Consider the following 26,187-nt stretch of genomic DNA (forward strand, 5'->3'; position numbering starts at 1 on the left):
ACTGAGGGCCTATAGCTCAGTTGGTTAGAGCAGGGGACTCATAATCCCTTGGTCGTAGGTTCGAGTCCTACTGGGCCCACCATACTCAAAGCCGCGCACTGCGCGGCTTTTGCGTATCTGGCATCACGGTTCTTTCAGCCAGGCCAAGCCTGTACCATGCTTGCCCATTGCCCTCCCGCACTGGAGCTCTCCCCTTGCCCGCCCTAGACGAAATCGACCGCCAACTGATCGCCGCCCTGCAGCTCAACGCCCGTGAAAGCGTGGCCATGCTCGCCAGGCAGTTGGGCATCGCCCGCACCACCGTCACGTCGCGTCTGGCCCGCCTGGAGAAAACCCAGGTCATCACCGGTTACGGCGTGCGCCTGGGCCAGCGCGTTGCGGATGGTGGGTTGCAGGCTTACGTGGGCATTACCGTGCAACCCCGCTCCGGCAAAGAGGTGTTGCGCAGGCTGAGCGCCATGGCGCAAGTGCAGCAGCTGTGCGCGGTGAGTGGGGAGTTCGATTACGTGGCTTGGCTGCGCACCGATTCGCCGGAGCAACTGGACCAATTGCTGGACCAGATCGGCAGTGTCGACGGCGTGGAGAAAACCACCACCTCGATCATCCTCAGTAACAAATTGGATCGCGGACAACCAATCTGACCACTTAGCTCGTCACATTGACTAAAACTAGCGCAATCCGACGACAGATTGCGTCTTATTAACGCGCGTAACGTTCCCTAAACTGGCTGCCATCTTTTCCTATACTCAACGGGCCCTCCTCCCGCCGAGCCGTCAGTAAGGTCAGCCATGAGCATTCCGTCCAGCACTCTCAGCAAGCCCAATCGCCACCCGGGCGATGGCAAGAAACCCATCACCATCTTCGGCCCGGATTTCCCGTTTGCCTTTGATGACTGGATCGAACACCCCGCCGGGCTGGGCAGTATTCCTGCGGCTAATCACGGCGCCGAAGTGGCGATCGTCGGCGCCGGGATCGCGGGCCTGGTCGCGGCCTACGAGCTGATGAAACTCGGGCTCAAGCCCGTGGTGTATGAAGCCTCGAAGATGGGAGGCCGCTTGCGCTCGCAGGCCTTTGAAGGCGCCGAAGGCATCATCGCCGAGCTGGGCGGCATGCGGTTCCCGGTGTCGTCCACGGCGTTCTACCATTACGTGGACAAGCTGGGACTGGAAACCAAGCCCTTTCCCAACCCGCTGACGCCGGCGTCCGGCAGCACTGTGATCGATCTGGAAGGCCAGACTCACTACGCGCAAAAACTTTCCGATTTACCGGCACTGTTCCAGGAAGTCGCCGATGCCTGGGCCGACGCCTTGGAGGCCGGTTCGCAGTTCGGCGATATCCAGCAGGCGATCCGCGACCGCGACGTGCCGCGCCTCAAAGAGTTGTGGAACAAGCTCGTGCCGCTGTGGGATGACCGTACCTTCTACGACTTCGTCGCCACCTCCAAAGCCTTCGCCAAATTGTCGTTCCACCACCGCGAGGTGTTTGGCCAGGTCGGTTTCGGTACCGGCGGCTGGGACTCTGACTTCCCCAACTCCATGCTGGAAATTTTCCGCGTGGTGATGACCAACTGCGATGATCATCAACACTTGATCGTCGGTGGCGTGGCCCAAGTGCCCATGGGCATCTGGCGCCATGTGCCGGAACGCTGCGCCCACTGGCCGGCCGGTACCAGCCTGAGCTCGCTGCATAGAGGTGCGCCACGGGCCGGCGTGAAGCGCATCGCCCACGCCGCCGATGGCCGTTTCGCCGTTACCGACAACTATGGCGACACCCGTGAATACGCGGCGGTGCTGACCACCTGCCAAAGCTGGTTGCTGACCACCCAGATCGAATGCGACGAAACCCTGTTCTCACAAAAAATGTGGATGGCCCTGGATCGCACTCGCTACATGCAGTCCTCGAAAACCTTCGTGATGGTTGACCGCCCATTCTGGAAAGACAAAGACCCGCAAACCGGTCGCGACCTGATGAGCATGACCCTCACCGACCGCCTGACCCGTGGCACCTACCTATTCGATAACGGCGACGACAAGCCGGGGGTGATCTGCCTGTCCTACTCGTGGATGAGCGACGCGCTGAAGATGCTGCCCCAGCCCATCGACAAGCGGGTGAAACTGGCCCTGGATGCACTGAAGAAGATCTACCCCAAAGTCGACATCAAGGCGCGCATCATCGGCGACCCGATCACCGTGTCCTGGGAGGCCGACCCGCATTTCCTCGGGGCCTTCAAAGGTGCCTTGCCCGGTCACTATCGTTACAACCAACGGATGTATGCGCACTTCATGCAGAAGGATATGCCCGCCGAACAACGCGGGATCTTCATCGCGGGTGATGATGTATCGTGGACGCCTGCCTGGGTCGAAGGCGCGGTACAAACCTCGCTCAACGCGGTATGGGGCATCATGAACCACTTCGGTGGCAGCACCCACCCGGAGAACCCAGGCCCAGGCGACGTGTTCGATGAAATAGGGCCAATCGCCCTGGCAGAATAAGGAGTTGAGCATGCGTGTCGCCCTGTACCAATGCCCGCCGCTGCCGCTGGATGTGGCCGCCAACCTGCAGCGCCTGCATCAACTGGCCCATGAGGCACACGGCGCCGATGTGCTGGTGCTGCCAGAGATGTTCCTCACCGGCTATAACATTGGCGCCGAAGCCGTTGGCGCACTGGCCGAGGCACAGGATGGGCCATCGGCGCAGGCGATTGCCGAACTGGCGCAAAGTGCCGGGCTGGCGATCCTGTATGGCTACCCGGAACGGGCCGAAGACGGCCAGGTCTACAACGCCGTGCAGTTGATCGACGCCCAGGGCACGCGCCTGTGCAACTACCGCAAGACCCACTTGTTTGGCGATCTTGACCATTCGATGTTCAGCGCCGGCTCCGATGATTTTCCGGTGGTGGAATTGAACGGTTGGAAGGTGGGCATGCTGATTTGCTACGACCTGGAGTTTCCGGAAAACACCCGGCGCCTGGCCCTCGCCGGTGCCGAACTGATTCTGGTGCCCACCGCCAATATGGTGCCGTTCGACTTTGTTGCCGACGTCACCGTGCGGGCGCGAGCCTTTGAAAACCAGTGTTTTGTAGCCTATGCCAACTACTGCGGGCACGAAGGCGAGATTCGCTACTGCGGGCAAAGCAGCATTGCCGCGCCGGACGGCCAGCGAATTGCCCAGGCCGGCCTGGATGAAGCCTTGATCGTCGGCACCCTGGATCGCCAATCTATTGTCGACGCCCGCGCCGCCAACCACTACCTGCAAGACCGTCGCGCCGAACTCTACGGCGCACTGCACAAGCCCTGACCCATTGGGTTTGCTAGCATAGGCACTTCCCACGCCTCGGAAGTGCCCATGCCTGCGCCGGTTCACCCTCATCCCCTTCACCTGCCCCTCGCCAATGGCCTGCGGGTTTGCCTGCGCCATGCGCCACGCTTGAAACGCTGCGCCGCCGTTTTACACGTGGCTGCCGGCAGCCATGACGTGCCATTGGCCTGGCCTGGGCTGGCGCATTTTCTTGAGCACTTGTTGTTTCTCGGTACCGAGCGTTTTCCAGCCGGCGAAGGGCTGATGGCCTACGTGCAGCGCCACGGTGGGCAGGTCAACGCCAGCACCCGTGAGCGCACCACCGAGTTCTTCTTTGAACTGCCGGTGCCGGTTTTTGCAGACGGGCTGGCGCGTTTGGCGGATATGCTGGCTCACCCGCGCCTGGCCCTCGACGATCAACAACGTGAACGCGAAGTGCTGGAGGCGGAGTTCATCGCCTGGTCCCAGGATGCCAAGGCCCAACAGCAAGTGACGCTGCTGCAAGGCTTGGCGGCGGATCATCCCTTGCGCGGTTTTCATGCCGGCAACCGCGACAGCCTGCCGGTGGAAAGCGACGACTTTCAGCATGCCTTGCGAGGGTTCCATACACGCTTTTATCAAAGCGGGCAGATGACCTTGAGCCTCGCCGGTCCACAATCGCTGGCCGACCTGCAGGCCTTGGCCCAGCAGTTCAGTGACCAACTGACGCCCGGCCCATTGCACCCGCAGGCCGCTCCACCGGCCTTGATGCATGGCCCGGCACACCGTTATCAGCACGTCGCCGGCCAACACCTGCATCAGGTCATTACCTGTAACGCGCCACGGGAAGCGCTGGCGTTTCTCTGCACCTGGCTCAACGCCTCGGCCGCCGGTGGGTTGCTCGCCGAGCTGCAAGCACGACGACTGGCCACCGCGCTGCAGGCGTCCGTGCTGTACCAATTCGCGGATCAAGCCGTGCTGGATATCCACTTCACTCTCGGCAGCGCGCGCGAACCGGCCACGTCGATCGAAGAGTTGCTGCACGACTGGCTGAGTTTCTTCGCACACAGCGACTGGACAGCATTACGCGAAGAGTTCGCCTTACTCAATGCTCGCCAGCAACAGGTCCAAGGCGCCCTGGCGTTGGCGCGCAACGATGCCCAAGACCTGTCGGAACAAGGCGCCGCAGTCCTCAAGGCCATGCTCGACTCACTGCACCTGCCCGCCTCACGGCACCCTTGGCAACTGCCGCCCAATAACCCTTTGCTTCGTGCGCCCGCCAAGGAAGAACGCGCCGGCCTGATTCGCGGCCAAACCAGCGCCCACCGTGGCTTGCGTACCTTTGCTCAGGATCGCTCACGGGGCCGACGGGAACTGTCAGCGTTGACCTTCAGCCAGGCTTTGGCGGATGACACTGGCGAAGGCGCGCTGTACCTGCGCTGGCGGTTTGACTCGGCGGTACCCACCGGGCTGGAAAGCCTGTTGCGGCCGTTGCGCGAACAGGCACGGCAGGCGGGCGTCGAGTTGTCTTGCGAAACGATCGCCACTGACTGGCTGGTGAAGATGCACGGCCTCCACGAGCCCATGCCGGCGGTGCTCGAAGCGTTGGCGCGGTGTCTGAGTAACTCGGATGAACCTTTGCCACCGACCGCTCCCGTGCCGATGATCGCCATCCGGGAACTGCTCAAGGCGTTGCCCGCTTGCTGCGCGGGTGTTCAGCCCCAGCCTCAGGAGACAACAGCATCATGGGCTACCGCGCGCTGGCAGGCGCTGGGCGCTGGCCTGCCCACCGCCTGTGAAGCCGCGAACAAAGCCGCAGCGGCCCGGCTGCCTGGGCAACCGGCAAGCGTGCCTTATACACCTCACGTCCTTGACGGACAAAAGCGCTGGCACGCAGTCAGCACCGAATCAAGCGAAGCAGCGCTACTGTTATTCTGCCCGACGCCGACTCAATCCCTAGCCGATGAAGCCAACTGGCGGTTGCTCGGGCACGTGCTCCAGGGGCCGTTCTACCAGCGCTTGAGAGTCGAACTGCAAATCGGCTACGCCGTGTTCAGCGGCATCCGACAGATCAATGGCCAAACAGGCCTGTTGTTTGGGGTGCAGTCGCCCACCCTCTCCCTAGACGGCATCGTCCAACAGTTGCGGGCCTTCCTGGGGCAACTGCCGTCGTTGATCGAGCGCAGTCCCGACTTGGGTAACCAGGCCCTCGCACAGCAGTTCGCGGCCCAGACGCTGCCTATCAACGAAGCTGCCGACTTGCTCTGGCATGCGCACCTGGCAGGCCATTCGTCGGGTTATCTGGATCAGCTTCAACAGTTGATCCAAGCGTGCACACGCGAGGATGTGCAGCGCGCCGCGCAACAACTCAATAACGCCGCAGGCGGCTGGCAATGCGTGGCCAACGGGCCGCGCATCAGCGACGACTGGCAAGCAGCGCCGTGATCGTTGCCAACCCTGCAACAGGCTTTCTCCACCGAGACAGCGCTAACTTGAATAAAATTGCGTAACATTGCGCAGCAATATCTGAACATCTCCAATGGGAGGTGGACTATATGTATTACTTGGTAGTGAACGTCCCATCCCTTGATAGGAGTAAGAATATGACCTGGTCCAAACCTGCTTACACTGATCTGCGTATTGGTTTCGAAGTCACCATGTACTTCGCCAGCCGTTAATTGGCTGAGTGACACAACGCCTCGGTTCGCCCGGGGCGTTTTTGTTTTGAGCTGTGCTTGATGGAGCGATCATGTTTGTCCAGATTCTAGGTTCCGCCGCCGGCGGTGGCTTCCCGCAGTGGAACTGCAACTGCGTGAACTGCGCAGGTTTTCGCGATGGCAGCCTGCGGGCCCAGGCGCGTACCCAGTCATCCATCGCGATCTCCGACAATGGCGTGAATTGGGTGCTCTGCAATGCCTCGCCGGATATCCGCGCACAACTCCAGGGCTTTGCGCCCATGCAACCGGGCCGCGCCCTGCGCGATACCGGCATCAGCGCAATCATCCTGATGGACAGCCAGATCGACCATACCACTGGCCTGCTGAGCCTGCGCGAAGGCTGCCCGCACCAGGTGTGGTGCACCGACATGGTCCACGAAGACCTGAGCACCGGTTTCCCGTTGTTCACCATGCTGACCCACTGGAACGGTGGCCTGGCCTGGAACCGCATCGAGTTGGACGCCAGCTTCACCATCCCGGCCTGCCCCAACCTGCGCTTCACCCCGCTGCCGTTGCGCAGCGCCGCACCGCCCTATTCGCCGCACCGTTTCGACCCGCACCCCGGTGACAACATTGGCCTGATCGTCGAAGACCTGCGCACCGGCGGCAAATTGTTCTACGCCCCGGGCCTGGGCAAGGTCGACGCACCGCTGCTGGACATCATGGCCGGCAGTGACTGCCTGCTGGTGGACGGCACGATGTGGGACGACGATGAAATGCAGCGCCGTGGCGTCGGCACCCGCACCGGGCGTGAGATGGGCCACCTGGCACAGAACGGCCCCGGCGGCATGCTTGAAGTGCTCGAGCAACTGCCCAAACAGCGCAAAGTGCTTATCCACATCAACAACACCAACCCGATCCTCGATGAAGACTCCCCCGAGCGAGCGGAGCTGGTGCGGCGCAATGTCGAAGTGGCTTACGACGGCATGAGCATTGAATTGTAGGAGCGATCGAAATGACCGACACACCGTTGAGCAAGGCTGAGTTCGAAGCCGCCCTGCGCGCCAAGGGCGCCTTCTACCATATCCATCACCCCTACCATGTGGCGATGTACGAAGGCCGCGCCAGCCGTGAGCAGATCCAGGGCTGGGTCGCCAATCGCTTCTACTATCAAGTGAATATCCCGCTGAAAGACGCGGCGATCCTGGCCAACTGCCCAGACCGTGAAATCCGTCGCGAATGGATCCAGCGCCTGCTCGACCATGACGGCGCGCCCGGTGAAGACGGCGGTATCGAAGCCTGGCTGCGCCTGGGCCAGGCCGTGGGCCTGGACCCCGATCAACTGCGCTCCCAGGAGTTGGTGCTGCCCGGCGTACGCTTCGCCGTGGACGCCTATGTCAACTTCGCCCGCCGCGCCAGCTGGCAGGAAGCCGCCAGCAGCTCGCTGACCGAGCTGTTCGCGCCGCAAATCCACCAGTCGCGCCTCGACAGTTGGCCCCAGCATTACCCGTGGATCGACCCGGCCGGTTACGAATACTTCCGCACACGCCTGGGCCAAGCCCGTCGCGATGTGGAACACGGCTTGGCGATCACCCTGCAGCACTACACCACCCGCGAGGGGCAGGAGCGCATGCTGGAAATTCTCCAGTTCAAACTGGACATCCTCTGGAGCATGCTGGACGCCATGAGCATGGCCTACGAACTCAAACGCCCGCCGTATCACAGCGTGACCGAACAGCGGGTATGGCATAAAGGGATCACCCTATGAGCTTTGATCGCAGCAAAAAACCGACCTGGCGCCAGGGCTATCGCTACCAGTACGAGCCTGCTCAGAAAGGCCACGTATTGCTCTACCCCGAAGGCATGATCAAGCTCAACGATAGCGCCGCATTGATCGGTGGCCTGATCGACGGCGAGCGCGACGTTGCGGCAATCATTGCCGAGCTGGATAAGCAGTTCCCCGGTGTGCCAGAGCTGAGTGACGACATCGAGCAATTCATGGAGGTCGCCCGTGCTGAGCACTGGATCACCCTTGCCTGAAAAGCCAGCCATAGGCCTGCCTCTGTGGCTGCTGGCCGAGCTGACCTATCGCTGCCCGCTGCAGTGCCCGTATTGCTCCAACCCGCTGGATTTCGCCGAGCAGGGCAAAGAGCTGAGCACCGAACAATGGATCAAGGTATTTCGCGAAGCCCGTGAAATGGGTGCTGCGCAGTTGGGTTTTTCCGGCGGCGAGCCGCTGGTGCGCCAGGACTTGGCCGAGCTGATCGGCGAGGCTCGCAAGCTGGGTTTCTACACCAACCTGATCACCTCTGGCATCGGCCTCACCGAACAAAAAATCAGCGACTTCAAGAAAGCCGGCCTGGACCATATCCAGATCAGCTTCCAGGCCAGTGACGAACAGGTGAACAACCTGCTGGCCGGCTCCAAAAAAGCCTTCGCGCAAAAACTGGAAATGGCCCGAGCGGTGAAAGCCCACGGCTACCCGATGGTGCTGAACTTCGTCACCCATCGCCACAATATCGACAAGATCGACCGCATCATCGAGCTGTGCATTGCGCTGGAAGCGGATTTCGTCGAACTCGCCACCTGCCAGTTCTACGGCTGGGCACAGCTCAACCGCGTGGGCTTGCTGCCCACCCGCGAGCAGTTGGTGCGCGCCGAACGCATCACCAATGAATACCGCGCCAAACTGGAAGCCGAAGGCCACCCCTGCAAGCTGATCTTCGTGACACCGGATTATTACGAGGAGCGCCCCAAAGCCTGCATGAATGGCTGGGGCAGCATCTTCCTGACAGTCACACCCGACGGCACCGCACTGCCCTGTCACGGCGCGAGGCAAATGCCCGTGCAGTTTCCCAATGTGCGCGACCACAGCATGCAGCACATCTGGTACGACTCGTTTGGCTTCAATCGCTTTCGTGGCTACGACTGGATGCCTGAGCCATGCCGTTCATGCGACGAAAAAGAAAAGGACTTCGGCGGCTGCCGTTGCCAGGCATTCATGCTCACTGGTGACGCCAGCAATGCCGACCCTGTATGCAGCAAATCCGAGCAGCACGGCATCATCCTGCAAGCGCGGGAAGAGGCCGAACATGCCACCCAGACCATCGAGCAACTTGCCTTTCGCAATGAGCGCAACTCAAGGCTCATTGCAAAAGGCTGAGGGCCTCAACGCTTGGCGATGATGTACACCGCGTGGATGATGCCAGGGAAGTAACCGCACAGGGTCAGCAGGATATTCAGCCAGAATGCACCGCCGAAACCTACTTGCAGGAACACACCCAATGGCGGCAGCAGAATGGCGATGATGATACGAATGATGTCCATGGGTCAGCTCCAGAAAATCGGCTCGTGTGAGCCGTGTAGCTAATCGACCTTGGCGGTTCGTGAGGGTTCAGTGGATTCTGGCATTGGGCCATCTCAGGCCAGAATCTGCAGGCCATGTTTTTGCACGATACTCAATAACTTGAGCGCCATGCCACTGGGCCGCTTCTCTCCCGACTCCCATTTTTTGACCGTGGACGCGCTGGTGTTCAGGTAGCGGGCGAACACAGGTTGGCTGACATGGCTGCTTTCACGTAGTTGCTTGATCTGTTCGGCAGGGATTTGATCTGGCATGGATAAGCACGCCTCATCATATTCTCGCAGAGTGGTTTTGCTGATGGCGCCGACAGCATGAAGTGCCTTGGCTGACTGGTGAATGGACTCAAACGCCTCGCTTTTATACTTCTTGGTCATGATGTATCTCCACAAACTCCTTGAGATCCAGCATTTGCTGAATCTGTGCTTCGTTTAACCTTTCATAAGTTTTGGCCAGTGATCGAAACCAAACAAGTTCGCTCTGCGTAATGTTGCCTTGATCCTTCTTCGCGAACAGCAACTGATAAACCCAATAGTGCCTACCCTTGGCCAATATGATTGAACGATGTCGATTTTGGTTGAGGCGTTTTTTCCAGACACCACCGCCCAGATTATCTGCCTGCCCCCTCAGCATTTCGCCAAACGCCTCCCTCAACTCCGAATCGCAGATCCAGGCTTTGTTGGCCGCCTCGGCAAATCGCCGTGTTTTAAACAACCTGAGCTTCATGGAGGTCCCTTCACAAAAACATACCACCCAGTGGTATAGATTAAAAGTCGAGCACGCTGTGCCCCATCGGCGGTCCTTGCCGACGTCCGCTAAGAAACCACTGTTCCCAGGGAGGCTCAATCAACGTTTTCACACCAGAAATTACGCAGACAAAAAAACGCCCCCAACCAAAAGAATCAGGCTGGAGGCGCCGCGTATGCCGCGAGACGGTTCAGGAAACTGGGGTCACACCGCGATGCCCTTGCGGCATTGCACTTGAGCGGTACGCACCCGAGAAAAGGCGCGGGCAAGCCGAAGAAGCATTTCGTCGATATGGGTTTTGCTGATGTTCAGCGCAGGGGTAAAGCGCAGGCAGTCAGGTTGCGCGGCAGTGAGAATCAAGCCTTCGTGCAGCGCGGCCTTGACCACTGCAGCGGCGCAATCGTCCGACAGTGTCAGGCCCCAAAGCAGCCCGTTGCCGCGCAAGGGGCCATGGCCGTAACGGTAGGCCAGGCGGGCAAGGCCTTCTGCCAGGTACAAGCCCGATTCACGTAGGTGCTCGAGAAAGCCGTTCTCCAATAGAGCGTCGAGTACTGCGATACCCGCAGATGCCATCAGTGCATTGCCATGATGTGTACCGTCCAGCTCGCCCGGTTCGAAGCAACAGGCAGTGCCACGCGCCAGCAACGCCGCCAGGGGCACGCCGCCGCCCAGGCCTTTGCCCAGGGCAATGATGTCGGCGCGCACGCCGTATTGCTGCTCGGCGAGCAAGCTGCCGCAGCGGCCGATACCGGTTTGCACTTCGTCGAAGATCAGCAGGATCCCCAGCTCACGACACAGGCGTTCGACGCCCTTGAGGTAATGTTCTGTCGCAGGGAGGACACCGCCGCCGCTTTGTATCGGCTCCAGCATGATGGCGACGGTCTGCGCATCGACCGCTGCATGCAGGGCCGGCAGATCGTTAAACGGCACTTGGCTGAAACCTGGCAACTGCGGTTCGAATCGGTTTTCGCAGGCCACAGCCGACGCCGACATCGCCCCCAGGCTCCGCCCATGACAGCCATTGTTTACGGTGATGATGTGGTAAGCGCCACCGCGATGCAGTTGGCCCCACTTGCGTGCCAACTTGATGGCCGCTTCACAGGCTTCGGCACCGCTGTTGAGCAAATAGGCCTGGTCGCTGCAGGTGTGGTGGCACAGACGATCGACAAGATCCAGTTGCGCGCGGTTGTGCAAACCCAGGCCAGGGTTGAGCACGGTGTGCATCTGTTCGGCAATGGCGTCGCGCACGGCCTGAGGACTGTGGCCCAGGCTGTTGGCGCCGCCGCCTTGACTGAAATCCAGATAGGCGCGGTCGTCAGCGTCCGAAAGCCAGGAGCCCTGCCCCTGCACAAACACCTGGGGCGGGCGCGCCACAGTGGGCATCAGGCACTGGCTGGAAACCTCTGCACGCGGGGCATGCACAAGCAGGTCATCCAGACTCGGCGCGAAGCGACGGAACAAGTTCACACTTCACCTCCGTTGGCAACCTGACCTTGGTCGATGCCGCCTGCCAATAAGGCCTTCAGATTTTTTGCCTTGCCTATGTAAACGCTATCAACAAAAACGCTGTTCATTGTCCGATCCGGCCCTGTAAGCCCTGCGAATAGGCGCTAGACTAGGCGCCTCGGGGGCCAGCGGCCATTTCGATTTTCCAGCTTTTTCGATAAGCAAACCTTATGGATTTCAAGCAACTGCGTTATTTCGTCGCGGTGTATGAGGAAGGCCATGTAGGCCGTGCCGCGGAGCGTCTGTCGATCTCCCAGCCAGCGCTGTCGCAACAGGTTCGCCAACTGGAACAGAACCTTGATGTAAGTCTGTTCGAACGTAGCAGCAAGCGTCTGCTGCCAACGCTGGCGGCGCACACTTTATACAACCACGCGTTGCCGCTCATTGATGGGATGCAGCAAGCCGTGGAGGCACTGCGCAACTTCAAGGGCCAGGCCATGCGCACCCTGGCCATCGGCGTGCTGCAAACCGTGCACACCAGCCTGGTGCCGCAGATGCTTGAGCGCGTGCGCAAGGCCCAGCCCCATCTGGTGGTGCAGATCTACGAGCTGACCGGGCTTGAGATTGAGCGGCGGTTGCTCAATGGCTCACTCGATATTGGCATCAGCTACCTGCCCCCCCGTCAGCCGGGCCTGCACGGCGTGTTGCTGTATGAAGACGAGCTGAAGGTGGTGATACCCGAAAATCATCCGTTGCGCGAGTTCAAGAAAGTCTCGCTCAAACAAGCCGCCGAATTACCGATGTTGCTGCTGGGGGAAGAGTTTCAGGTTCGGCAGATCTGGCAAGGCCAACTGTCCAACCTCGGGCGGCGCCCGCAAGTGCAGGCGGAGCTCAATACCATGGTGGGCATTCTCGACAGCCTGCCTCACACTCGCTTGGCGACGGTGCTGCCTGGGCGCTCCCAGGACGAACACAACAGCAAGGCACTGCTGTGGAAACCCTTGAGCGAGCCCAGGGTACCGCTGAAAGTAGGATTGGTATGCCGCGATGTGCAACGCCAGCAGGCGACGGTGGCGTTGCTGCGTACCCTGCTGGAAGACGTGATGAATGCCCCGCCGGCAACCGCCTGACTTTTTCGCGGGCAAAAGAAAACCCCGCCGAAGCGGGGCTTTGCAGACTGTTTCCCTGACATCCATTTCACTCCGCCGTCCTGGCAGAATCCTACGTGTCCGTGTTGTTGCTTTGCGCTTCCTGCGCGACGTCCATGTGAAGTAGATTAGCCGTGGATCCAATGTGGCGATAGAGGACGATTAGCAGCACGTCATGTAAGAGAATGCTTACACGCCCTCTTCCCCCTTAAAACAGGGCTTCATCCATCAGGAACAGTGATTCGCTACCGGCTTTTACCGATGCACTCAACGAGTGGATACGCGGCAACAGGCGGGCAAAGTAGAAACGCGCAGTCCCCAGTTTGCTGGCGTAGAAATCCTCTTCGCCCTCCTTGCCTAACGCCGCCTTGGCCATGCGCGCCCACATATAGGCATAGGCCATGTAGCCGAACGCATGCAGGTATTCCACCGAGGCTGCGCCGATTTCATTAGGATTGCTCTTGGCGCGGTCCAGCACCCAGGCCGTCAGCTCATCCAGGTTACCTACTGCCACACCCAGCGGCTTGGTGAACTCGGCCAACTCAGGGCCCGATGCGGCGATGAACTGGCGGATCTCATCGGCGAACAAGGTATAGAACGCACCGCCGCTGCCGACGATCTTGCGCCCCATCAGATCCAGGGCCTGAATGCCGTTGGTACCTTCGTAGATCTGGGTGATGCGCACGTCACGCACCAATTGCTCCTGGCCCCACTCGCGGATGTAACCGTGACCACCAAACACCTGCTGGCCGAGTACGGTGGTTTCCAGGCCCAGGTCGGTGAGGAACGCCTTGGCAACTGGCGTCAACAACGCCACCAGGTTATCGGCACGCTCGCGCGCCTGCGCATCGTCGCTGAACTTGGCGATGTCCAACTGCGTCGCCACGTAGGTGGAAAACGCCCGGCCGCCTTCGTTCGCCGCCTTCATGGTCAGCAACATACGACGGACATCCGGATGCACGATGATCGGGTCTGCCGGCTTGTCCTTGGCCTGTGCGCCTAGCGGGGAACGGCTCTGCAGACGGTCACGGGCATATTCAATCGCGTTCTGATAGGACCGCTCGCCAGAAGCCAAGCCCTGGATACCGACGCCCAGGCGCTCATAGTTCATCATGGTGAACATCGCAGCCAAGCCACGGTTGGGCTCACCGACCAGGTAACCCACGGCTTCGTCGAAGTTCATCACACAGGTGGCGGAGGCCTGGATGCCCATCTTGTGTTCAATGGAGCCGCAGTTCACCGGGTTACGCGCGCCCAGGCTGCCATCGGCATTTACCAGGAACTTCGGCACCAGGAACAGCGAGATGCCCTTGGGCCCGGCCGGTGCGTCCGGCAGTTTGGCCAGCACCAGGTGGATGATGTTTTCGGTGAGGTCGTGCTCGCCACCGGTGATGAAGATCTTGGTGCCGCTGACCTTGTAGGAGCCGTCCGCCTGAGGCTCGGCCTTGGTGCGGATCATCCCCAGGTCTGTACCGGCATGGGCTTCCGTCAGGCACATGGAACCGGCCCACTCACCCGAATACATCTTCGGCAGGTAGGTGGCCTTGAGTTCTTCACCGGCGTGGGTGTTGATCGATACACAGGCACCGGAGGTCAACATCGGGTACAGGCCGAAAGCCAGGCTCGACGAGTTGATCATCTCTTCAACCTGCGCCGACACCGCCTTGGGCATGCCCATGCCGCCGTAGGTCGGGTCGCCGCCCACGCCTACCCAGCCGCCTTCGGCGTAGGTGCTGTAGGCCTGGGGAAAACCGTCGGGAGTCGTCACGGCGCCGTCCGCCCAGTGGCAGCCTTGCTCATCGCCGCCGCGGCTGAGCGGGGCAATGGATTTGGCGGTGACTTTGCCGGCCTCTTCCAGGATCGCTTCGACGGTTTCGGCGTCAACGCTGTCTGCCAATGCCGGTAACTGGGCCCAAGTATCAGCGACCTCAAACACTTCGTTGAGGACGAAGCGCATATCACGCAACGGCGCTTTGTAATCAGCCATGGCAAACCTCGTGAGAACGTGAAAAGTAATTCGATAGGATCGGTTTTACAGACGTCGAGTGTACCCGAACAACTTTTCAGACACATAGGGTCCGTTCGTGACCATTAAGTATTTACCAGTCACACAAGGAAGCTTTCCTGTAGGAGCGAGCTTGCTCGCGAAAAACTCACAGGCGCCGCGTTCATTCAGCAAGCACGCGTTATCGTTGACGTTCTTCGCGAGCAAGCTCGCTCCTACAGGGAGAAAGCGTCAGCTGGGAGACTCATCAGGCATTCGCTCCCTGCCTCTACCGCAGCACGGTGCATGGCCGTACGCGGCAACAAGCGCTTGAAATAAAAGTCGCAGGTCGCAAGCTTCGCCTGGGCAAACTCTTGGTCGTCCTGGCCGTGCGCCGCGATCGCCATGCGCAACCACAGGTAGGCGAGGATGATGTAACCGCTGTACATCAGGTAATCCATGGCCGCCGCGCCCACTTCATCAGGGTTTTTCATCGCCGCCGTGCCGACCTTCAAGGTCAGTTCGCCCCATTGCTGGTTCAGTTCATTGAGTTGCGCCACATGGGCCTTGAGTTGCGCATGCTCGGCATTGGCCGCGCAGAACTTATGCACAATTTTGGTAAACCCACGCAGCAACTTGCCCTGGCTGCCCAGCACCTTGCGCCCGAGCAGGTCCAGGGCCTGGATGCCGTTGGTGCCTTCATAGATCGGCGCAATCCGTGCGTCACGGGCCAGTTGCTCCATGCCCCACTCGCGAATATAGCCATGACCACCGAATACCTGCATGCCGTGGTTGGTCACCTCCAGGCCGGTTTCGGTCATGAAGGCTTTACAGATCGGCGTGAGGAAGGCCAACAGGTCCTCGGCTTCCTGGCGTTGGCCAGCGTCGCTGCCAAGGTGCGCGGTATCGAGCAGTTGCGCGGTGAAATAGGTCAACGCGCGGTTGCCCTCGTTGAAAGCCTTCATGGTCAGCAGCATGCGGCGTACATCGGCGTGCACGATGATCGGGTCAGCGGCTTTCTCCGGCGCCTTGGCACCGGTCAGCGAGCGCATCTGCAAGCGGTCGTTGGCGTACTTGATCGCGCCCTGGAAGCTCGCTTCACCGTTGCACAGGCCCTGCATTCCCGTGCCCAGGCGGGCGTGGTTCATCATGGTGAACATGCAGTTCAGGCCCTTGTTCGCCTCGCCAATCAAATAGCCTTTGGCGCCATCGAAGTTCAACACGCAGGTGGCCGAGGCCTTGATGCCCATCTTGTGTTCGATGGAGCCGCAGTGCACCGCATTGCGCTCGCCGGAGTCGGCATGGAACTTGGGCACGATAAACAACGAGATGCCCTTGGTACCCGCCGGCGCGTCCGGCAGCTTGGCCAGCACCAGGTGGATGATATTGGCGCTCATGTCGTGCTCGCCGGCCGAGATGAAGATCTTGCTGCCGGTGACCGCGTAACTGCCGTCCGCCTGCGGCACGGCGCGGGTCTTGATCAAGCCCAGATCGGTGCCGCAGTGGGCTTCGGTCAGGCACATGGTGCCGGTCCATTCGCCAGCGGTGAGCTTGCTCAGGTAAGTGGCTTTCTGTTCGTCGGTGCCGTGGGCGTGGATGGCCGACATCGCACCGTGGGTCAGGCCCGGGTACATGCCCCAGGAGGTGTTGCTGGAGCCGATCATCTCGCTTAACACCAGGCCGAGGGAATGGGGCAGGCCCTGGCCACCGTAGGCCGGGTCTGCCGCCACGCCGTGCCAGCCGCCTTCCACATACTGGGCAAAGGCTTGCTTGAAGCCTTTGGGAGTGGTCACCACGCCATTATCGAAATGGCAGCCCTCTTCATCGCCGCTGCGATTGAGCGGCGCGAGTACGTTTTCGCAGAACCTGGCGCCTTCTTCGAGGATCGCACTGACCATGTCCGGGCTGGCATCCGTGGCGCCCAGGTCAGCGTAGTGGCCGTGGAAATCGAATACGGTGTCGATCAGAAAGCGCATGTCGCGCAAGGGAGCTTTGTACTCAGGCATGGCAATGTCTCCGGCAGCAGATAGGGTTAACCTACTGCCGGCCGTGGCCGTGGACAATCACTGTAGCGCTGCTGAATACACCGCCATTACTCAACCGGCAGCGCTCTCCATGCGCACCGCGCCACGGCGGGTTTGCCCGGCGGCGACCACACAATTACGCCCCGCACCCTTGGCGGTGTAAAGCGCCTGGTCGGCGGATTTGAGCACCTCGTCGGGGCTGCGTTGTTCGGCCTGGCGCTCGGCCACACCGATGCTTACCGTCACCGACACGCTGGACGCGCCGCTGCCGGCACGGCGCTGGCGGCCTTGATGATCGTCCTGGGGGCGGTCCGGGTTGCGCAACTTGATGTCGTAGCTGGCGATGATCTCGCGGATCTCCTCCAGGTGCGGCATGCACTCATCCAGGGTCTTGCCGGCAAACACCACGGCAAACTCTTCACCGCCGTAACGATAGGCCCGCCCGCCGCCATTGACCTTGGACAGCTTGCTCGCCACCAGGCGCAGCACCTGGTCGCCCACATCGTGGCCGTGGGTGTCATTGAAACGTTTGAAGTGATCGACGTCGCTCATCGCCAGCACATAGTTGCGACCTAGCCGCTGCATACGCTCGTTGAGGGCACGTCGCCCCGGCAAGCCGGTGAGCTCATCACGAAACGCCATTTGATACGCCTCGTGCGCCACCCCCGCAGCGATCATCAGCATCACCTGGCTGCACATGATGTTGAGGGTGAACGGCAGGATGAAGGTTTGCGGCAACATCCAGAACATGCCCAGCAACCCCACCAGTTGTGCCGCGTGCAGCGGCCGCGGCTGGTACCAGTATTGGGCGGCCAGGGTGAGAAAGCCGATCAGGAACATCGGGTAGGAAAGTTGGATCAGGCTCATCCAGGCGCCATGCAGCATCGGCCAACGGATCTCCGCCAACCAGCCCAGCAAGGCCTGGGGAAAACTCTGCTCCAGGGCCAGCGCCACACTGCCCACCGCCAGCAGCACCGCACAGCGGGCGACGAAGTCGCGGAACAGATGGGTCTTTTCCTGCCACAGCGCATAAATGCTGAACAGCAAGGGCAACAGCAGGCAGCACAGGTGGAACACCACGGCAGCGTCTTCACGCACGCGGCCATTGTCCCGGTAGAAGTCGGTCTGGGTATCCAGCAGGAAATAGGCGACGTACACCGTGACCATCAGGAACAGCTCACGCTGGCGTCGATACACCGCGCAATAGGCGCCGCCGAGCAACAGCACCAGGGTGGGCAGCACGTTGAACAGCGAGGTGAAGAAGACGCTGAGGTCCTTGACGTACGCAGCCGAGAGCCCGGCCAGCAACAGCAGCAGCGAAGGGAGAAAATGGCTGAAACGTACAGCGGACACGCGTGACAAGGGTAAAGCTCCGACCCGCTAACGAATAATGGCACTGTGCCGCCAAGCGATCAGTTAAGCACAACCGACCGAGCATGTATCACATTGCCATCACTGTAACGGCAGCTCATCATAATCCCTGAGTGCAGGACTGCGGTTTTTTAGACGCGCTCCCACACAAATGCAAAAAAACCGCCGCATCCCGAGGGAGGCGGCGGTTTCTAGAAGAACCTGGTAAGGCTTAGTAAGCCAGGCCGAAATCTTCTTCTTTCATGTCCATCAGGTTGTTGGCGCCCGACAGCATGGTTGCCACGTGGGTGCGGGTACGCGGCAGGATGCGCTGGAAGTAGAAGCGCGCAGTCTGCAACTTGGCGGTGTAGAACGCCTCTTCGCTGGTGCCGGCGGCCAGTTTCTCGGCGGCCAGGCGTGCCATGTCGGCCCAGAAGTAAGCCAGGCAGGCGTAGCCGGAGTACATCAGGTAGTCCACCGAGGCAGCACCGACTTCTTCACGGTCTTTCATCGCGGCCATGCCGACCTTCATGGTCAACTCGCCCCACTCTTTGTTCAGTGCCGCCAGCGGTGCAACGAACTCTTTAACCGCGTCGTTACCTTCGTTGGCCTGGCAGAACTTGTGCACGATCTTGGTGAAGCCCTTGAGCGCTTCGCCTTGGGTCATCAGCACTTTACGGCCGAGCAGGTCCAGCGCCTGGATGCCGGTGGTGCCTTCGTACAGCATAGAAATGCGGCTGTCGCGAACGTTCTGCTCCATGCCCCACTCAGCGATAAAGCCGTGGCCACCGTAGATCTGCACGCCGTGGTTGGCCGATTCAAAACCGACTTCGGTCATGAATGCCTTGGCGATCGGGGTCATGAAGGCCAGTAGGGCATCTGCCTGTTTCTTGGCTTCGTCGTCGGTGCCGTACTTGACGATGTCCACTTGCTTGGCGGTGAAGTACACCATCGCACGGTTACCTTCGGCGAAGGCTTTCATGGTCAGCAACATGCGGCGTACGTCAGGGTGCACGATGATCGGGTCAGCGGCTTTGTCCGGCGCTTTCGGGCCGGTCAACGAGCGCATTTGCAGGCGATCACGCGCATATTTCAAGCCGCCCTGGAAACCGATCTCGGCGTGAGCCAGGCCTTGCAGCGCGGTGCCCAGGCGAGCGGTGTTCATGAAGGTGAACATGCAGTTCAGGCCTTTGTTCGCCGGGCCGATCAGGAAACCGGTGGCCGCGTCAAAGTTCATCACGCAGGTGGCGTTGCCGTGGATACCCATTTTGTGTTCCAGGGAACCACAGGTGACCGCGTTGCGCTCACCCACCGAGCCATCAGCGTTAGGCAGGAACTTGGGCACGATAAACAGCGAGATGCCTTTGGTGCCGGCCGGTGCATCCGGCAGGCGGGCCAGTACGATGTGGACGATGTTGTCGGCCATGTCGTGCTCGCCGGCCGAGATGAAGATCTTGGTACCGGAGACTTTGTAGGAGCCGTCAGCCTGAGGCTCGGCCTTGGTGCGCAGCATGCCCAGGTCGGTGCCGCAGTGTGGCTCGGTCAGGCACATGGTGCCGGTCCATTCGCCCGACACCAGTTTGGTCAGGTAAGCCTCTTGCTGCTCGGGGGTGCCGTGTTCGGAAATAGTGTTCATCGCGCCATGGGACAGGCCAGGGTACATGCCCCACGACCAGTTGGCTTCGCCGACCATTTCGCTCACGGCCAGGCCCAGGGATTCCGGCAGGCCTTGGCCACCGTGCTCCACGTCGTGGGCCAGGCTTGGCCAGCCGCCTTCGACGAATTGTTTGTAGGCTTCTTTGAAGCCCGCAGGGGTTTTAACGCCTGACTCACTCCAGGTACACCCTTCGATGTCGCCCACGCGGTTCAACGGTGCCAGTACTTGCTCACAGAACTTGGCGCCTTCTTCGAGGATGGCGTCGACCATGTCCGGGGTAGCGTCCTGGCAAGCCGGCAGGCTCTGATAGTGCGCTTCATAACCGAGCAGTTCGTCACGAACGAAGCGAATATCACGCAAGGGGGCCTTGTAGTCAGGCATAGCGATAAACCTCTGCTGATGTAGCTGGGATGAACAACCGCATGGATTTTTTATGGCGGTCAAACAGGTGTTTGAAACATACGTTTACGACCCAGGGTTGTCAAGCGTCGGCCAGATGCCGTTTGTCTTGACGCAGGTCAGCCAGGCACGGCGAGGCCTGGCAGGATGCCTCATGGATTTAAGGAAGAGCAGAATGTCGCAGTACGACTGTGGGAGCTGGCTTGCCTGCGATGCAGGCGCCATGGTGTATCAGGCAGTACGCGTTGATGCTATCGCAGGCAAGCCAGCTCCCACAGAGAGAAGCGGGCGTGCGATAGAGAAGTTAAGCGTAGGTATCGATCAACGTACCGAGCATTTCGTCCGAAGCCTTGGCGACTTTCGCCCCCAGCTCGATTTGAAACTTGCCCTGGGCCATTTCCACCATGTTGCTTGCCGAATTGGACGCTTGGGCGCGGTCATTGGCTTGCAGACGGTCGCTTTGCGCGGCCGATGGCTGGGTGGTCGCGGCGCTGGCAATCTTGCCGGCCGCCTGGTCGACACGGTTCTGCCCGGTCTGAATGCTGCTCAGGCCCGAATAAAACGCGCTGCTTCCAGAGATTTCCATGGCGTAAGCCTGCCTTTAGAGAATCGTGAAGCCCGATTGAACCAGAGATCCTGGCAAAAGGCCCGTCAAAAACACTAATGGCATATTGCCTTAGCGATAGCCAAAATCAGTCAAGCAGGTCCAGTTCCAAGTACTCGGCCACCGCGCCAGCCCCGGCGTGCTTGAGTTTCGGCACTCGCCCCAGGCAAGGCGCGGGCAGGCGCTCAGCCAGGGTGGCGAGGTTTTCTTCCAGACGAGAGGTCTTGGGGTCGATGATATTTGCCACCCAGCCCGCCAGCGGCAAGCCATCCCGTGCGATGGCTTCGGCGGTGAGCAACGCGTGGCTGATGCACCCAAGGCGCACGCCTACCACCAGGATCACCGGCAGTTTGAGCGCCATGGCCAGGTCCGACAGGTTGGCCTGGTCGGCCAAGGGCACGCGCCAACCGCCTGCCCCTTCGATCAAGGTGAAGTCCGCGCCCCGTGCCAGGATCTGCTGCATCGGCTTGAGCAGCGATTGCACCGTGAGCCCGACGCCCGCCTCGCGCGCTGCCAGATGCGGCGCGATAGCTGGCTCGAAGGCCACCGGGTTGACCTCGGTATAACTGAGCGGTATGGAACACTCGGCCAGCAACGCCAACGCATCGGCATTGCGCAGGCCCTCGGCCGTCAGTTGGCAGCCCGACGCCACCGGCTTTCCGGCGGCCGTGCTTTTGCCGGAAAGCCTGGCCGCATGCAACAGGCCGGCGGCGATGGTGGTCTTGCCAACATCGGTGTCTGTACCGGTGATGAAGTAAGCGGCGCTCATAACGGTTTCTCCAGTACGGCATACACCACCTGGTACGTGGCGGGCAGGCCCTGGGCCTGGCGGAACTGCTCGTAGGCCTCTACCAGCGCGACAATCCGCGCACGGCCCGTCAATCCTCCCGGGCGGCCTGGGTTGAGGTTATGGGCGCCCAGTGCCTTGAGTTCATGGGTCAGGCTGCGCACATCCGGGTAATGCAATACGTGGGGCTTTCGCTCCAGGCTGATCACGCGCAAACCACTGGCCGCACACCGTTGCTGATAAGCCTCGAAGGTGCGGAAGCTATTGACGTGGACCAGGCCATCCGCCGCCCGCCAACTCTCGCGCAACTCATCCAGGGTGCCTACGCACAGGCTGGCAAAGGCCAGCACACCACCTGGTCGCAGCACGCGCCGGGCTTCGCTGAGCACCGCATCAAAATGGGCACACCACTGTACCGCGAGGCTGGAGAAGAACAGCTCGAAGCTGTCAGCTGCAAGCGGCAAGCGTTCTGCATCGCCGGCTATAAAGTGCGCAGCGCCACCCAGTGGACGCGCGTGGTTGAGCATGCCCTCGGCAATATCCAATGCCACACCTTGGCTGCCGGGCAAACGCTCGCCCAGTACGCGGCTGAAGTAGCCCGTGCCGCAGCCCATGTCCAGCCAACGCTGTGGCGCCAGGCCGTGAGGCAAACGGCTGAGCAGTTCATGGCCGACCACACGCTGCAACTCGGCCACGCTGTCGTAACTGGCCGCCGCACGGGAGAACGAGGCCGCGACCTGGCGCTTGTCCGGCAAGCCCCCTGGCAAGGGCGGATGGGATAGGTCAGTCATCGACACACTCATGCAAAAAAGCCTGGATGGCCCCGGCAACTCCGTGAGGGTCTTCCAGAAGAAACGCGTGACCGGCCTGTTCAATCAGGCCGATTTCTACATCGGGGAGCAAGGCCAGCAGGTCACTGGCGGCTTCGGCAGGCACCAGCCCATCCAGGCCGGCAAACAGGTGCAACTGCGGCCCACGAAACGCCTGCAAGGCCGCCCGCGTGTCCAGTTGGGCCAGCAACTCCAGGCCGGGCATCAAGACGCTGGGGGAGGTATTCGGCGCACCGCTGACCAACAACCGCGACAAGCCGCGCGGGTCTTCGGCACCCTTGGCGCACAACAGCCCAAAGCGCTTGAGCGTGACCTGGGAATCGGCATGGCAGCCGGCCAGAAATGCGTCGAAGGTTTCCGTAGGCATCCCATGGGGCCAGCCGTCATGGGCGACGAAACACGGGTTGCTCGCCAGAGTCAGCAAGCCACAGCACCGCTCGCCACGGCGTGCCGCCAACTCGGACGCGAGCATGCCGCCCAGCGACCAGCCCCCGAGCCAGGCATTGTCCGGCAGCGTCGCATCGAGCTCATCGAGCCATTCACCGAGTTCGCTGGCCTGCAGCGCCGGCAAGGGTTCGATCTGTACCTGCAAGTGCTCGTTCAGGCCGTGCAACGCAGCGGCCAACGGTTCCAGCGGTGACACACCCAGGCCCCAGCCCGGTAGCAGGATCAGTCGATTACGCATAGCCGGGCTCCGAGGCGTCTAACAAGCGAAAACACGCTTGCAACTCGTCTAACAATAGCTGCACCTGCGCTTCGCTGTGGGCCGCCGTCAATGTCACCCGTAGACGGGCACTGCCGGCGGGCACGGTCGGTGGGCGAATGGCAGTCACCATCAGGCCGCGCTCGCGCAGCATCTGCGAGAGGCGCAGTGCCCGGGCGCTGTCGCCAATCAGGATCGGTTGGATCGGCGTAAAGCTGTCCATCAACGCCAGGCCTATCTGCTCGGCGCCGCGACGGAACTGGCGGATCAACGCGTTGAGGTGCTCGCGTCGCCAATGTTCGCTGCGCAGCAGTTCCAGGCTTTTGAGGGTGGCGCAGGCCAGTGCCGGTGGTTGGCTGGTGGTGTAGATATACGGGCGTGCGAATTGGATCAGGCTCTCGATCAAGTCCTCACTGCCGGCCACGAAGGCCCCGGCGGTGCCGAACGCTTTGCCCAAGGTGCCAACCAGCACGGGCACGTCCTCCTGGCTCAAGCCGAAATGCTCGACGATGCCGCCGCCGTTGGCGCCCAGCGGGCCGAAGCCATGGGCGTCATCCACCATTAGCCAGGCACCTTTGGCCTTGATTTCACGGGCCAGCGCGGGCAGGTCGGCGAGGTCGCCGTCCATGCTGAACACACCGTCGGTGACCACCAAGGTATTGCCGGTGGCTTTCTCCAGGCGCTTGGCCAGGCTGCCCGCGTCGTTATGCAGATAGCGGTTGAAACGCGCACCGGACAGCAAACCGGCATCCAGCAAGGACGCGTGGTTAAGCCGGTCTTCCAGTACCGTATCGCCCTGCCCCACCAGCGCCGTGACCGCGCCGAGGTTGGCCATGTAGCCAGTGGTGAACAGCAAGGCACGCGGGCGACCGGTCAAATCAGCCAGGGCTTCTTCCAGCTCATGGTGCGGTGTGGCGTGGCCCACCACCAAGTGCGAAGCGCCACCGCCCACGCCCCAGCGGGACGCACCGGCGCGCCAGGCTTCGATCACTTGCGGGTGATTGGCCAGGCCGAGGTAATCGTTATTGCAGAAGGCCAACAACGGTTGCCCGTCCACCACCACGTGCGGGCCTTGGGGGCTCTGCAGCAAGGGGCGCTGGCGGTAAAGATGGTCGGCACGGCGGGCAGCGAGGCGCGCGGCGAGATCGAAAGACATGCTGGCCTCGATTTAACAGGTTCAACTCAATCCGATGGGGGAGCTGGCTTGCCTGCGATAGCGGTCCTTCTGACACTTCAATACTGAAAGTGCCGCCGCCATCGCAGGCAAGCCAGCTCCCACACTGGAATGCATTCCAAAGGTGGTTACACCACAGCGTTGTAGAACTGCTCGCTGCTCTTTTGCTCCACCAACGCCTGCTCGATCGCCGCCTGATGCACTTCATCGGCATGCTCTTCACGGGCTTCGGGCAGGATGCCCAAGCGTGCGAACAGTTGCATATCCTTGTCCGCCTGGGGGTTGGCGGTGGTCAGCAGTTTGTCGCCGTAGAAGATCGAGTTGGCGCCGGCAAAAAAGGCCAGGGCCTGCATCTGCTCATTCATGGCTTCGCGGCCAGCCGACAGGCGCACGTGGGACTGCGGCATCAGGATGCGCGCCACCGCCAGCATGCGGATGAAATCGAAGGGGTCGATGTCATCGGCGTTTTCCAACGGCGTGCCCGCCACTTTCACCAGCATGTTGATCGGCACCGACTCCGGATGCTCCGGCAGGTTGGCCAACTGGATTAGCAAGTTGGCGCGGTCGTCGAGAGACTCGCCCATGCCAAGGATGCCGCCCGAACAGATCTTCATCCCCGAGTCACGCACGTACGCCAGGGTTTGCAGGCGCTCGCTGTAGGTGCGGGTGGTGATGATCGAGCCGTAGAACTCCGGCGAGGTGTCGAGGTTGTGGTTGTAGTAGTCCAGGCCGGCCTGGGCCAGGGCTTCGGTCTGGTCCTGGTCAAGGCGACCGAGAGTCATGCAGGTTTCCAGGCCCATGGCCTTCACGCCTTTGACCATTTCCAGCACATAGGGCATGTCTTTGGCCGACGGATGTTTCCATGCCGCGCCCATGCAGAAACGCGTCGAGCCGATGGCCTTGGCACGTGCGGCCTCTTCGAGGACCTTCTGCACCTCCATCAGCTTCTCTTTTTCCAGGCCAGTGTTGTAGTGGCCCGACTGCGGACAATATTTGCAATCTTCCGGGCAGGCGCCGGTCTTGATCGACAGCAGCGTCGACACTTGCACGCGGTTGGCGTCGAAATGCGCGCGGTGCACGGTCTGCGCCTGGAACAACAGGTCGTTGAAGGGCTGCACGAACAGGGCTTTGACTTCAGCTAAAGACCAATCGTGACGCAGGGTGGCAGAGGTGCTGGCGCTCATGGGCGATTCCTTGATTATGCTTTGGCAAGCGCTGCGGGAAAGGCAATACCCACAGGCACGACACGGATGCTCGGCATATTTAAGGAAGATTCATGCACTGTCAACCTGAGCACAAACACCAAGTTTACATCTGGTTAAAAAGCATACAGACCTGTTTGATCTGCGATGAGTGCATCGAATCAGACGAGCCCCTGTGCAGCGCCTGCGAAACAGAATTGCCATGGCTGATGGAACAGTGCGAACGCTGCGCACTGCCCTTACCCATGGACGGACTGCTCTGCGGCCAGTGCCAAAAACAGCCACCGGCCTTTCACCAGGTGGTCGCGCCATGGACCTACAGTTTTCCCGTGGACACCCTGATCAGCCGCTTCAAGCATCAGGCGCGTTGGCCGCTGGGGCACTTGATGGCGCGTCTGCTGGGGCAGCACTTGCAGCATCGCTTCGATAACGCCGAACTGGAGCGCCCCGACTGCCTGCTACCGGTGCCCATGGCGCGCAAACGCCTGCGCGAACGCGGCTTTAATCAAGCGTTGATGCTGGCCCGCTGGCTCAATCACGCCCTCGACATTCCCTTTGATGACCACGCGCTCTTACGCCCCCATGAAACCGTGGCGCAGCAAGACCTCGATGCCAAGACCCGCAAACGCAACCTGCTCAACGCCTTCGCACTGGCCCCCGGCATCCAGGTTGCCGGGCAACATCTGGCGCTGGTAGACGACGTCCTCACCACCGGCGCCACGGCCCACAGCCTGGCGCGCTTGTTGATAAACGCCGGCGCGCGCCAGGTGGATGTGTATTGCCTGGCCCGTACGCCCAAACCCGGCAGCTGACTTGACTCCCCTGCGCCAGCGCGGCA

At 61.0% G+C, this 26,187-nt stretch carries 25 protein-coding genes and 1 tRNA gene; 12 read left to right on the forward strand and 14 right to left on the reverse strand.

The genetic code is table 11. From position 1 onward, the window contains the following. The first annotated feature begins 5 nt into the window (after positions 1–5). The 10 genes from APH41_RS18910 to pqqE all read left to right on the forward strand — a co-directional run bounded on the left by APH41_RS18910 (position 6) and on the right by pqqE (position 9,096). Positions 6–82 (forward strand) — tRNA-Ile (locus APH41_RS18910). 112 nt (positions 83–194) lie between these two features. Then, positions 195–641, forward strand: coding sequence for an Lrp/AsnC family transcriptional regulator (locus tag APH41_RS18915; RefSeq protein WP_003194755.1), 447 nt, complete (start codon positions 195–197; stop codon positions 639–641). Positions 642–788: 147 nt separating this feature from the next. Beyond that, positions 789–2,492 (forward strand): NAD(P)/FAD-dependent oxidoreductase, encoded by a 1,704-nt coding sequence (locus APH41_RS18920; RefSeq protein ID WP_034128835.1) that lies wholly within the window; start codon positions 789–791, stop codon positions 2,490–2,492. A 10-nt stretch (positions 2,493–2,502) separates the two neighbouring features. Further along, complete coding sequence (locus APH41_RS18925) at positions 2,503–3,297, forward strand: carbon-nitrogen hydrolase family protein (protein WP_054896786.1); 795 nt, start codon at positions 2,503–2,505, stop codon at positions 3,295–3,297. A gap of 48 nt (positions 3,298–3,345) precedes the next feature. Next, positions 3,346–5,721, forward strand: coding sequence for a pyrroloquinoline quinone biosynthesis protein PqqF (gene pqqF / locus APH41_RS18930; protein ID WP_082430470.1), 2,376 nt, complete (start codon positions 3,346–3,348; stop codon positions 5,719–5,721). A gap of 158 nt (positions 5,722–5,879) precedes the next feature. Beyond that, on the forward strand, positions 5,880–5,954 hold the full coding sequence (pqqA, locus tag APH41_RS28350; RefSeq protein WP_003194766.1) for a pyrroloquinoline quinone precursor peptide PqqA: 75 nt from the start codon (positions 5,880–5,882) through the stop codon (positions 5,952–5,954). Between the two features lie 71 nt (positions 5,955–6,025). After that, positions 6,026–6,937, forward strand: a complete 912-nt coding sequence (pqqB, locus tag APH41_RS18935; protein ID WP_034128837.1) for a pyrroloquinoline quinone biosynthesis protein PqqB — start codon at positions 6,026–6,028, stop codon at positions 6,935–6,937. An 11-nt stretch (positions 6,938–6,948) separates the two neighbouring features. After that, entirely contained in the window at positions 6,949–7,701 is a 753-nt protein-coding gene (pqqC, locus tag APH41_RS18940; RefSeq protein WP_003194770.1) for a pyrroloquinoline-quinone synthase PqqC, read from the forward strand. Further along, complete coding sequence (gene pqqD, locus APH41_RS18945; protein ID WP_034128838.1) at positions 7,698–7,973, forward strand: pyrroloquinoline quinone biosynthesis peptide chaperone PqqD; 276 nt, start codon at positions 7,698–7,700, stop codon at positions 7,971–7,973. Before pqqC ends, pqqD begins: the two co-directional genes overlap by 4 nt. Further along, on the forward strand, positions 7,966–9,096 hold the full coding sequence (gene pqqE / locus APH41_RS18950) for a pyrroloquinoline quinone biosynthesis protein PqqE (protein WP_052200001.1): 1,131 nt from the start codon (positions 7,966–7,968) through the stop codon (positions 9,094–9,096). The genes pqqD and pqqE overlap by 8 nt, the downstream gene beginning before the upstream one ends. 5 nt (positions 9,097–9,101) lie before the next feature. Here pqqE and APH41_RS28355 read toward each other — a convergent pair whose 3' ends face one another. The 4 genes from APH41_RS28355 to APH41_RS18965 form a co-directional block, all read right to left on the reverse strand. Next, on the reverse strand, positions 9,102–9,260 hold the full coding sequence (locus tag APH41_RS28355) for a YqaE/Pmp3 family membrane protein (protein WP_003194776.1): 159 nt from the start codon (positions 9,258–9,260) through the stop codon (positions 9,102–9,104). 93 nt (positions 9,261–9,353) lie between these two features. Beyond that, positions 9,354–9,671, reverse strand: coding sequence for a DNA-binding transcriptional regulator (locus APH41_RS18955; protein ID WP_014720197.1), 318 nt, complete (start codon positions 9,669–9,671; stop codon positions 9,354–9,356). Continuing rightward, positions 9,655–10,020: a type II toxin-antitoxin system RelE/ParE family toxin gene (locus APH41_RS18960; RefSeq protein WP_014720198.1), complete on the reverse strand. Its 366-nt coding sequence runs from the start codon at positions 10,018–10,020 to the stop codon at positions 9,655–9,657. The genes APH41_RS18955 and APH41_RS18960 overlap by 17 nt, the downstream gene beginning before the upstream one ends. 225 nt (positions 10,021–10,245) lie before the next feature. Beyond that, positions 10,246–11,508 carry an aspartate aminotransferase family protein gene (locus APH41_RS18965; RefSeq protein ID WP_054920706.1) on the reverse strand — a complete coding sequence of 421 codons (1,263 nt, stop codon included), beginning with the start codon at positions 11,506–11,508 and terminating at the stop codon, positions 10,246–10,248. Positions 11,509–11,717: 209 nt separating this feature from the next. On the opposite strand from APH41_RS18965, the gene APH41_RS18970 reads away from it, so the two are divergent. Then, complete coding sequence (locus APH41_RS18970) at positions 11,718–12,617, forward strand: LysR family transcriptional regulator (RefSeq protein ID WP_054920708.1); 900 nt, start codon at positions 11,718–11,720, stop codon at positions 12,615–12,617. A gap of 226 nt (positions 12,618–12,843) precedes the next feature. On the opposite strand, the gene APH41_RS18975 is transcribed toward APH41_RS18970, so the two are convergent. From APH41_RS18975 to bioB, 10 genes are all read right to left on the reverse strand, one after another. Continuing rightward, a complete protein-coding gene (locus APH41_RS18975) occupies positions 12,844–14,622 on the reverse strand; it encodes an acyl-CoA dehydrogenase C-terminal domain-containing protein (protein ID WP_054920711.1) in 1,779 nt (592 codons plus the stop codon). Between the two features lie 233 nt (positions 14,623–14,855). Beyond that, complete coding sequence (locus tag APH41_RS18980) at positions 14,856–16,625, reverse strand: acyl-CoA dehydrogenase C-terminal domain-containing protein (RefSeq protein ID WP_054896782.1); 1,770 nt, start codon at positions 16,623–16,625, stop codon at positions 14,856–14,858. A gap of 90 nt (positions 16,626–16,715) precedes the next feature. Next, a complete protein-coding gene (locus tag APH41_RS18985; RefSeq protein WP_014720203.1) occupies positions 16,716–18,005 on the reverse strand; it encodes a diguanylate cyclase in 1,290 nt (429 codons plus the stop codon). A 220-nt stretch (positions 18,006–18,225) separates the two neighbouring features. Beyond that, entirely contained in the window at positions 18,226–20,031 is a 1,806-nt protein-coding gene (locus APH41_RS18990) for a phenylacyl-CoA dehydrogenase (RefSeq protein WP_034128845.1), read from the reverse strand. Positions 20,032–20,353: 322 nt separating this feature from the next. Then, a complete protein-coding gene (locus tag APH41_RS18995) occupies positions 20,354–20,635 on the reverse strand; it encodes a hypothetical protein (RefSeq protein ID WP_054896780.1) in 282 nt (93 codons plus the stop codon). A gap of 106 nt (positions 20,636–20,741) precedes the next feature. Beyond that, positions 20,742–21,422: a dethiobiotin synthase gene (gene bioD, locus APH41_RS19000; protein WP_054920713.1), complete on the reverse strand. Its 681-nt coding sequence runs from the start codon at positions 21,420–21,422 to the stop codon at positions 20,742–20,744. Beyond that, the gene (gene bioC, locus APH41_RS19005) at positions 21,419–22,231 is read right to left on the reverse strand and encodes a malonyl-ACP O-methyltransferase BioC (RefSeq protein WP_054920717.1); all 813 of its coding nucleotides are present in this window, start codon (positions 22,229–22,231) and stop codon (positions 21,419–21,421) included. Before bioC ends, bioD begins: the two co-directional genes overlap by 4 nt. After that, positions 22,224–22,955 (reverse strand): alpha/beta fold hydrolase, encoded by a 732-nt coding sequence (locus tag APH41_RS19010; RefSeq protein WP_054896778.1) that lies wholly within the window; start codon positions 22,953–22,955, stop codon positions 22,224–22,226. Before APH41_RS19010 ends, bioC begins: the two co-directional genes overlap by 8 nt. After that, entirely contained in the window at positions 22,948–24,129 is a 1,182-nt protein-coding gene (gene bioF, locus APH41_RS19015) for an 8-amino-7-oxononanoate synthase (RefSeq protein ID WP_054920719.1), read from the reverse strand. The genes APH41_RS19010 and bioF overlap by 8 nt, the downstream gene beginning before the upstream one ends. A 146-nt stretch (positions 24,130–24,275) precedes the next feature. Continuing rightward, complete coding sequence (bioB, locus tag APH41_RS19020) at positions 24,276–25,331, reverse strand: biotin synthase BioB (RefSeq protein ID WP_014720209.1); 1,056 nt, start codon at positions 25,329–25,331, stop codon at positions 24,276–24,278. Positions 25,332–25,423: 92 nt separating this feature from the next. On the opposite strand from bioB, the gene APH41_RS19025 reads away from it, so the two are divergent. Further along, positions 25,424–26,161, forward strand: coding sequence for a ComF family protein (locus tag APH41_RS19025; RefSeq protein WP_054920722.1), 738 nt, complete (start codon positions 25,424–25,426; stop codon positions 26,159–26,161). The last annotated feature ends 26 nt before the right edge of the window (positions 26,162–26,187 follow it).

This window comes from Pseudomonas sp. NBRC 111138 (assembly GCF_001320835.1).
Taxonomy (GTDB): domain Bacteria; phylum Pseudomonadota; class Gammaproteobacteria; order Pseudomonadales; family Pseudomonadaceae; genus Aquipseudomonas; species Aquipseudomonas paracarnis.

What these genes read in the sequence shown, in the direction of transcription:
- APH41_RS18920 (WP_034128835.1), top strand. Translation starts at nt 789, where the DNA reads ATGAGCATTCCGTCCAGCACTCTCAGCAAGCCCAATCGCCACCCGGGC.
- APH41_RS18925 (WP_054896786.1), top strand. Translation starts at nt 2,503, where the DNA reads ATGCGTGTCGCCCTGTACCAATGCCCGCCGCTGCCGCTGGATGTGGCC.
- pqqF (WP_082430470.1), top strand. Translation starts at nt 3,346, where the DNA reads ATGCCTGCGCCGGTTCACCCTCATCCCCTTCACCTGCCCCTCGCCAAT.
- pqqB (WP_034128837.1), top strand. Translation starts at nt 6,026, where the DNA reads ATGTTTGTCCAGATTCTAGGTTCCGCCGCCGGCGGTGGCTTCCCGCAG.
- pqqC (WP_003194770.1), top strand. Translation starts at nt 6,949, where the DNA reads ATGACCGACACACCGTTGAGCAAGGCTGAGTTCGAAGCCGCCCTGCGC.
- pqqD (WP_034128838.1), top strand. Translation starts at nt 7,698, where the DNA reads ATGAGCTTTGATCGCAGCAAAAAACCGACCTGGCGCCAGGGCTATCGC.
- APH41_RS28355 (WP_003194776.1), bottom strand. Translation starts at nt 9,260, where the DNA reads ATGGACATCATTCGTATCATCATCGCCATTCTGCTGCCGCCATTGGGT.
- APH41_RS18955 (WP_014720197.1), bottom strand. Translation starts at nt 9,671, where the DNA reads ATGACCAAGAAGTATAAAAGCGAGGCGTTTGAGTCCATTCACCAGTCA.
- APH41_RS18960 (WP_014720198.1), bottom strand. Translation starts at nt 10,020, where the DNA reads ATGAAGCTCAGGTTGTTTAAAACACGGCGATTTGCCGAGGCGGCCAAC.
- APH41_RS18970 (WP_054920708.1), top strand. Translation starts at nt 11,718, where the DNA reads ATGGATTTCAAGCAACTGCGTTATTTCGTCGCGGTGTATGAGGAAGGC.
- APH41_RS18975 (WP_054920711.1), bottom strand. Translation starts at nt 14,622, where the DNA reads ATGGCTGATTACAAAGCGCCGTTGCGTGATATGCGCTTCGTCCTCAAC.
- APH41_RS18980 (WP_054896782.1), bottom strand. Translation starts at nt 16,625, where the DNA reads ATGCCTGAGTACAAAGCTCCCTTGCGCGACATGCGCTTTCTGATCGAC.
- APH41_RS18990 (WP_034128845.1), bottom strand. Translation starts at nt 20,031, where the DNA reads ATGCCTGACTACAAGGCCCCCTTGCGTGATATTCGCTTCGTTCGTGAC.
- APH41_RS18995 (WP_054896780.1), bottom strand. Translation starts at nt 20,635, where the DNA reads ATGGAAATCTCTGGAAGCAGCGCGTTTTATTCGGGCCTGAGCAGCATT.
- bioD (WP_054920713.1), bottom strand. Translation starts at nt 21,422, where the DNA reads ATGAGCGCCGCTTACTTCATCACCGGTACAGACACCGATGTTGGCAAG.
- bioC (WP_054920717.1), bottom strand. Translation starts at nt 22,231, where the DNA reads ATGACTGACCTATCCCATCCGCCCTTGCCAGGGGGCTTGCCGGACAAG.
- APH41_RS19010 (WP_054896778.1), bottom strand. Translation starts at nt 22,955, where the DNA reads ATGCGTAATCGACTGATCCTGCTACCGGGCTGGGGCCTGGGTGTGTCA.
- bioF (WP_054920719.1), bottom strand. Translation starts at nt 24,129, where the DNA reads ATGTCTTTCGATCTCGCCGCGCGCCTCGCTGCCCGCCGTGCCGACCAT.
- bioB (WP_014720209.1), bottom strand. Translation starts at nt 25,331, where the DNA reads ATGAGCGCCAGCACCTCTGCCACCCTGCGTCACGATTGGTCTTTAGCT.
- APH41_RS19025 (WP_054920722.1), top strand. Translation starts at nt 25,424, where the DNA reads ATGCACTGTCAACCTGAGCACAAACACCAAGTTTACATCTGGTTAAAA.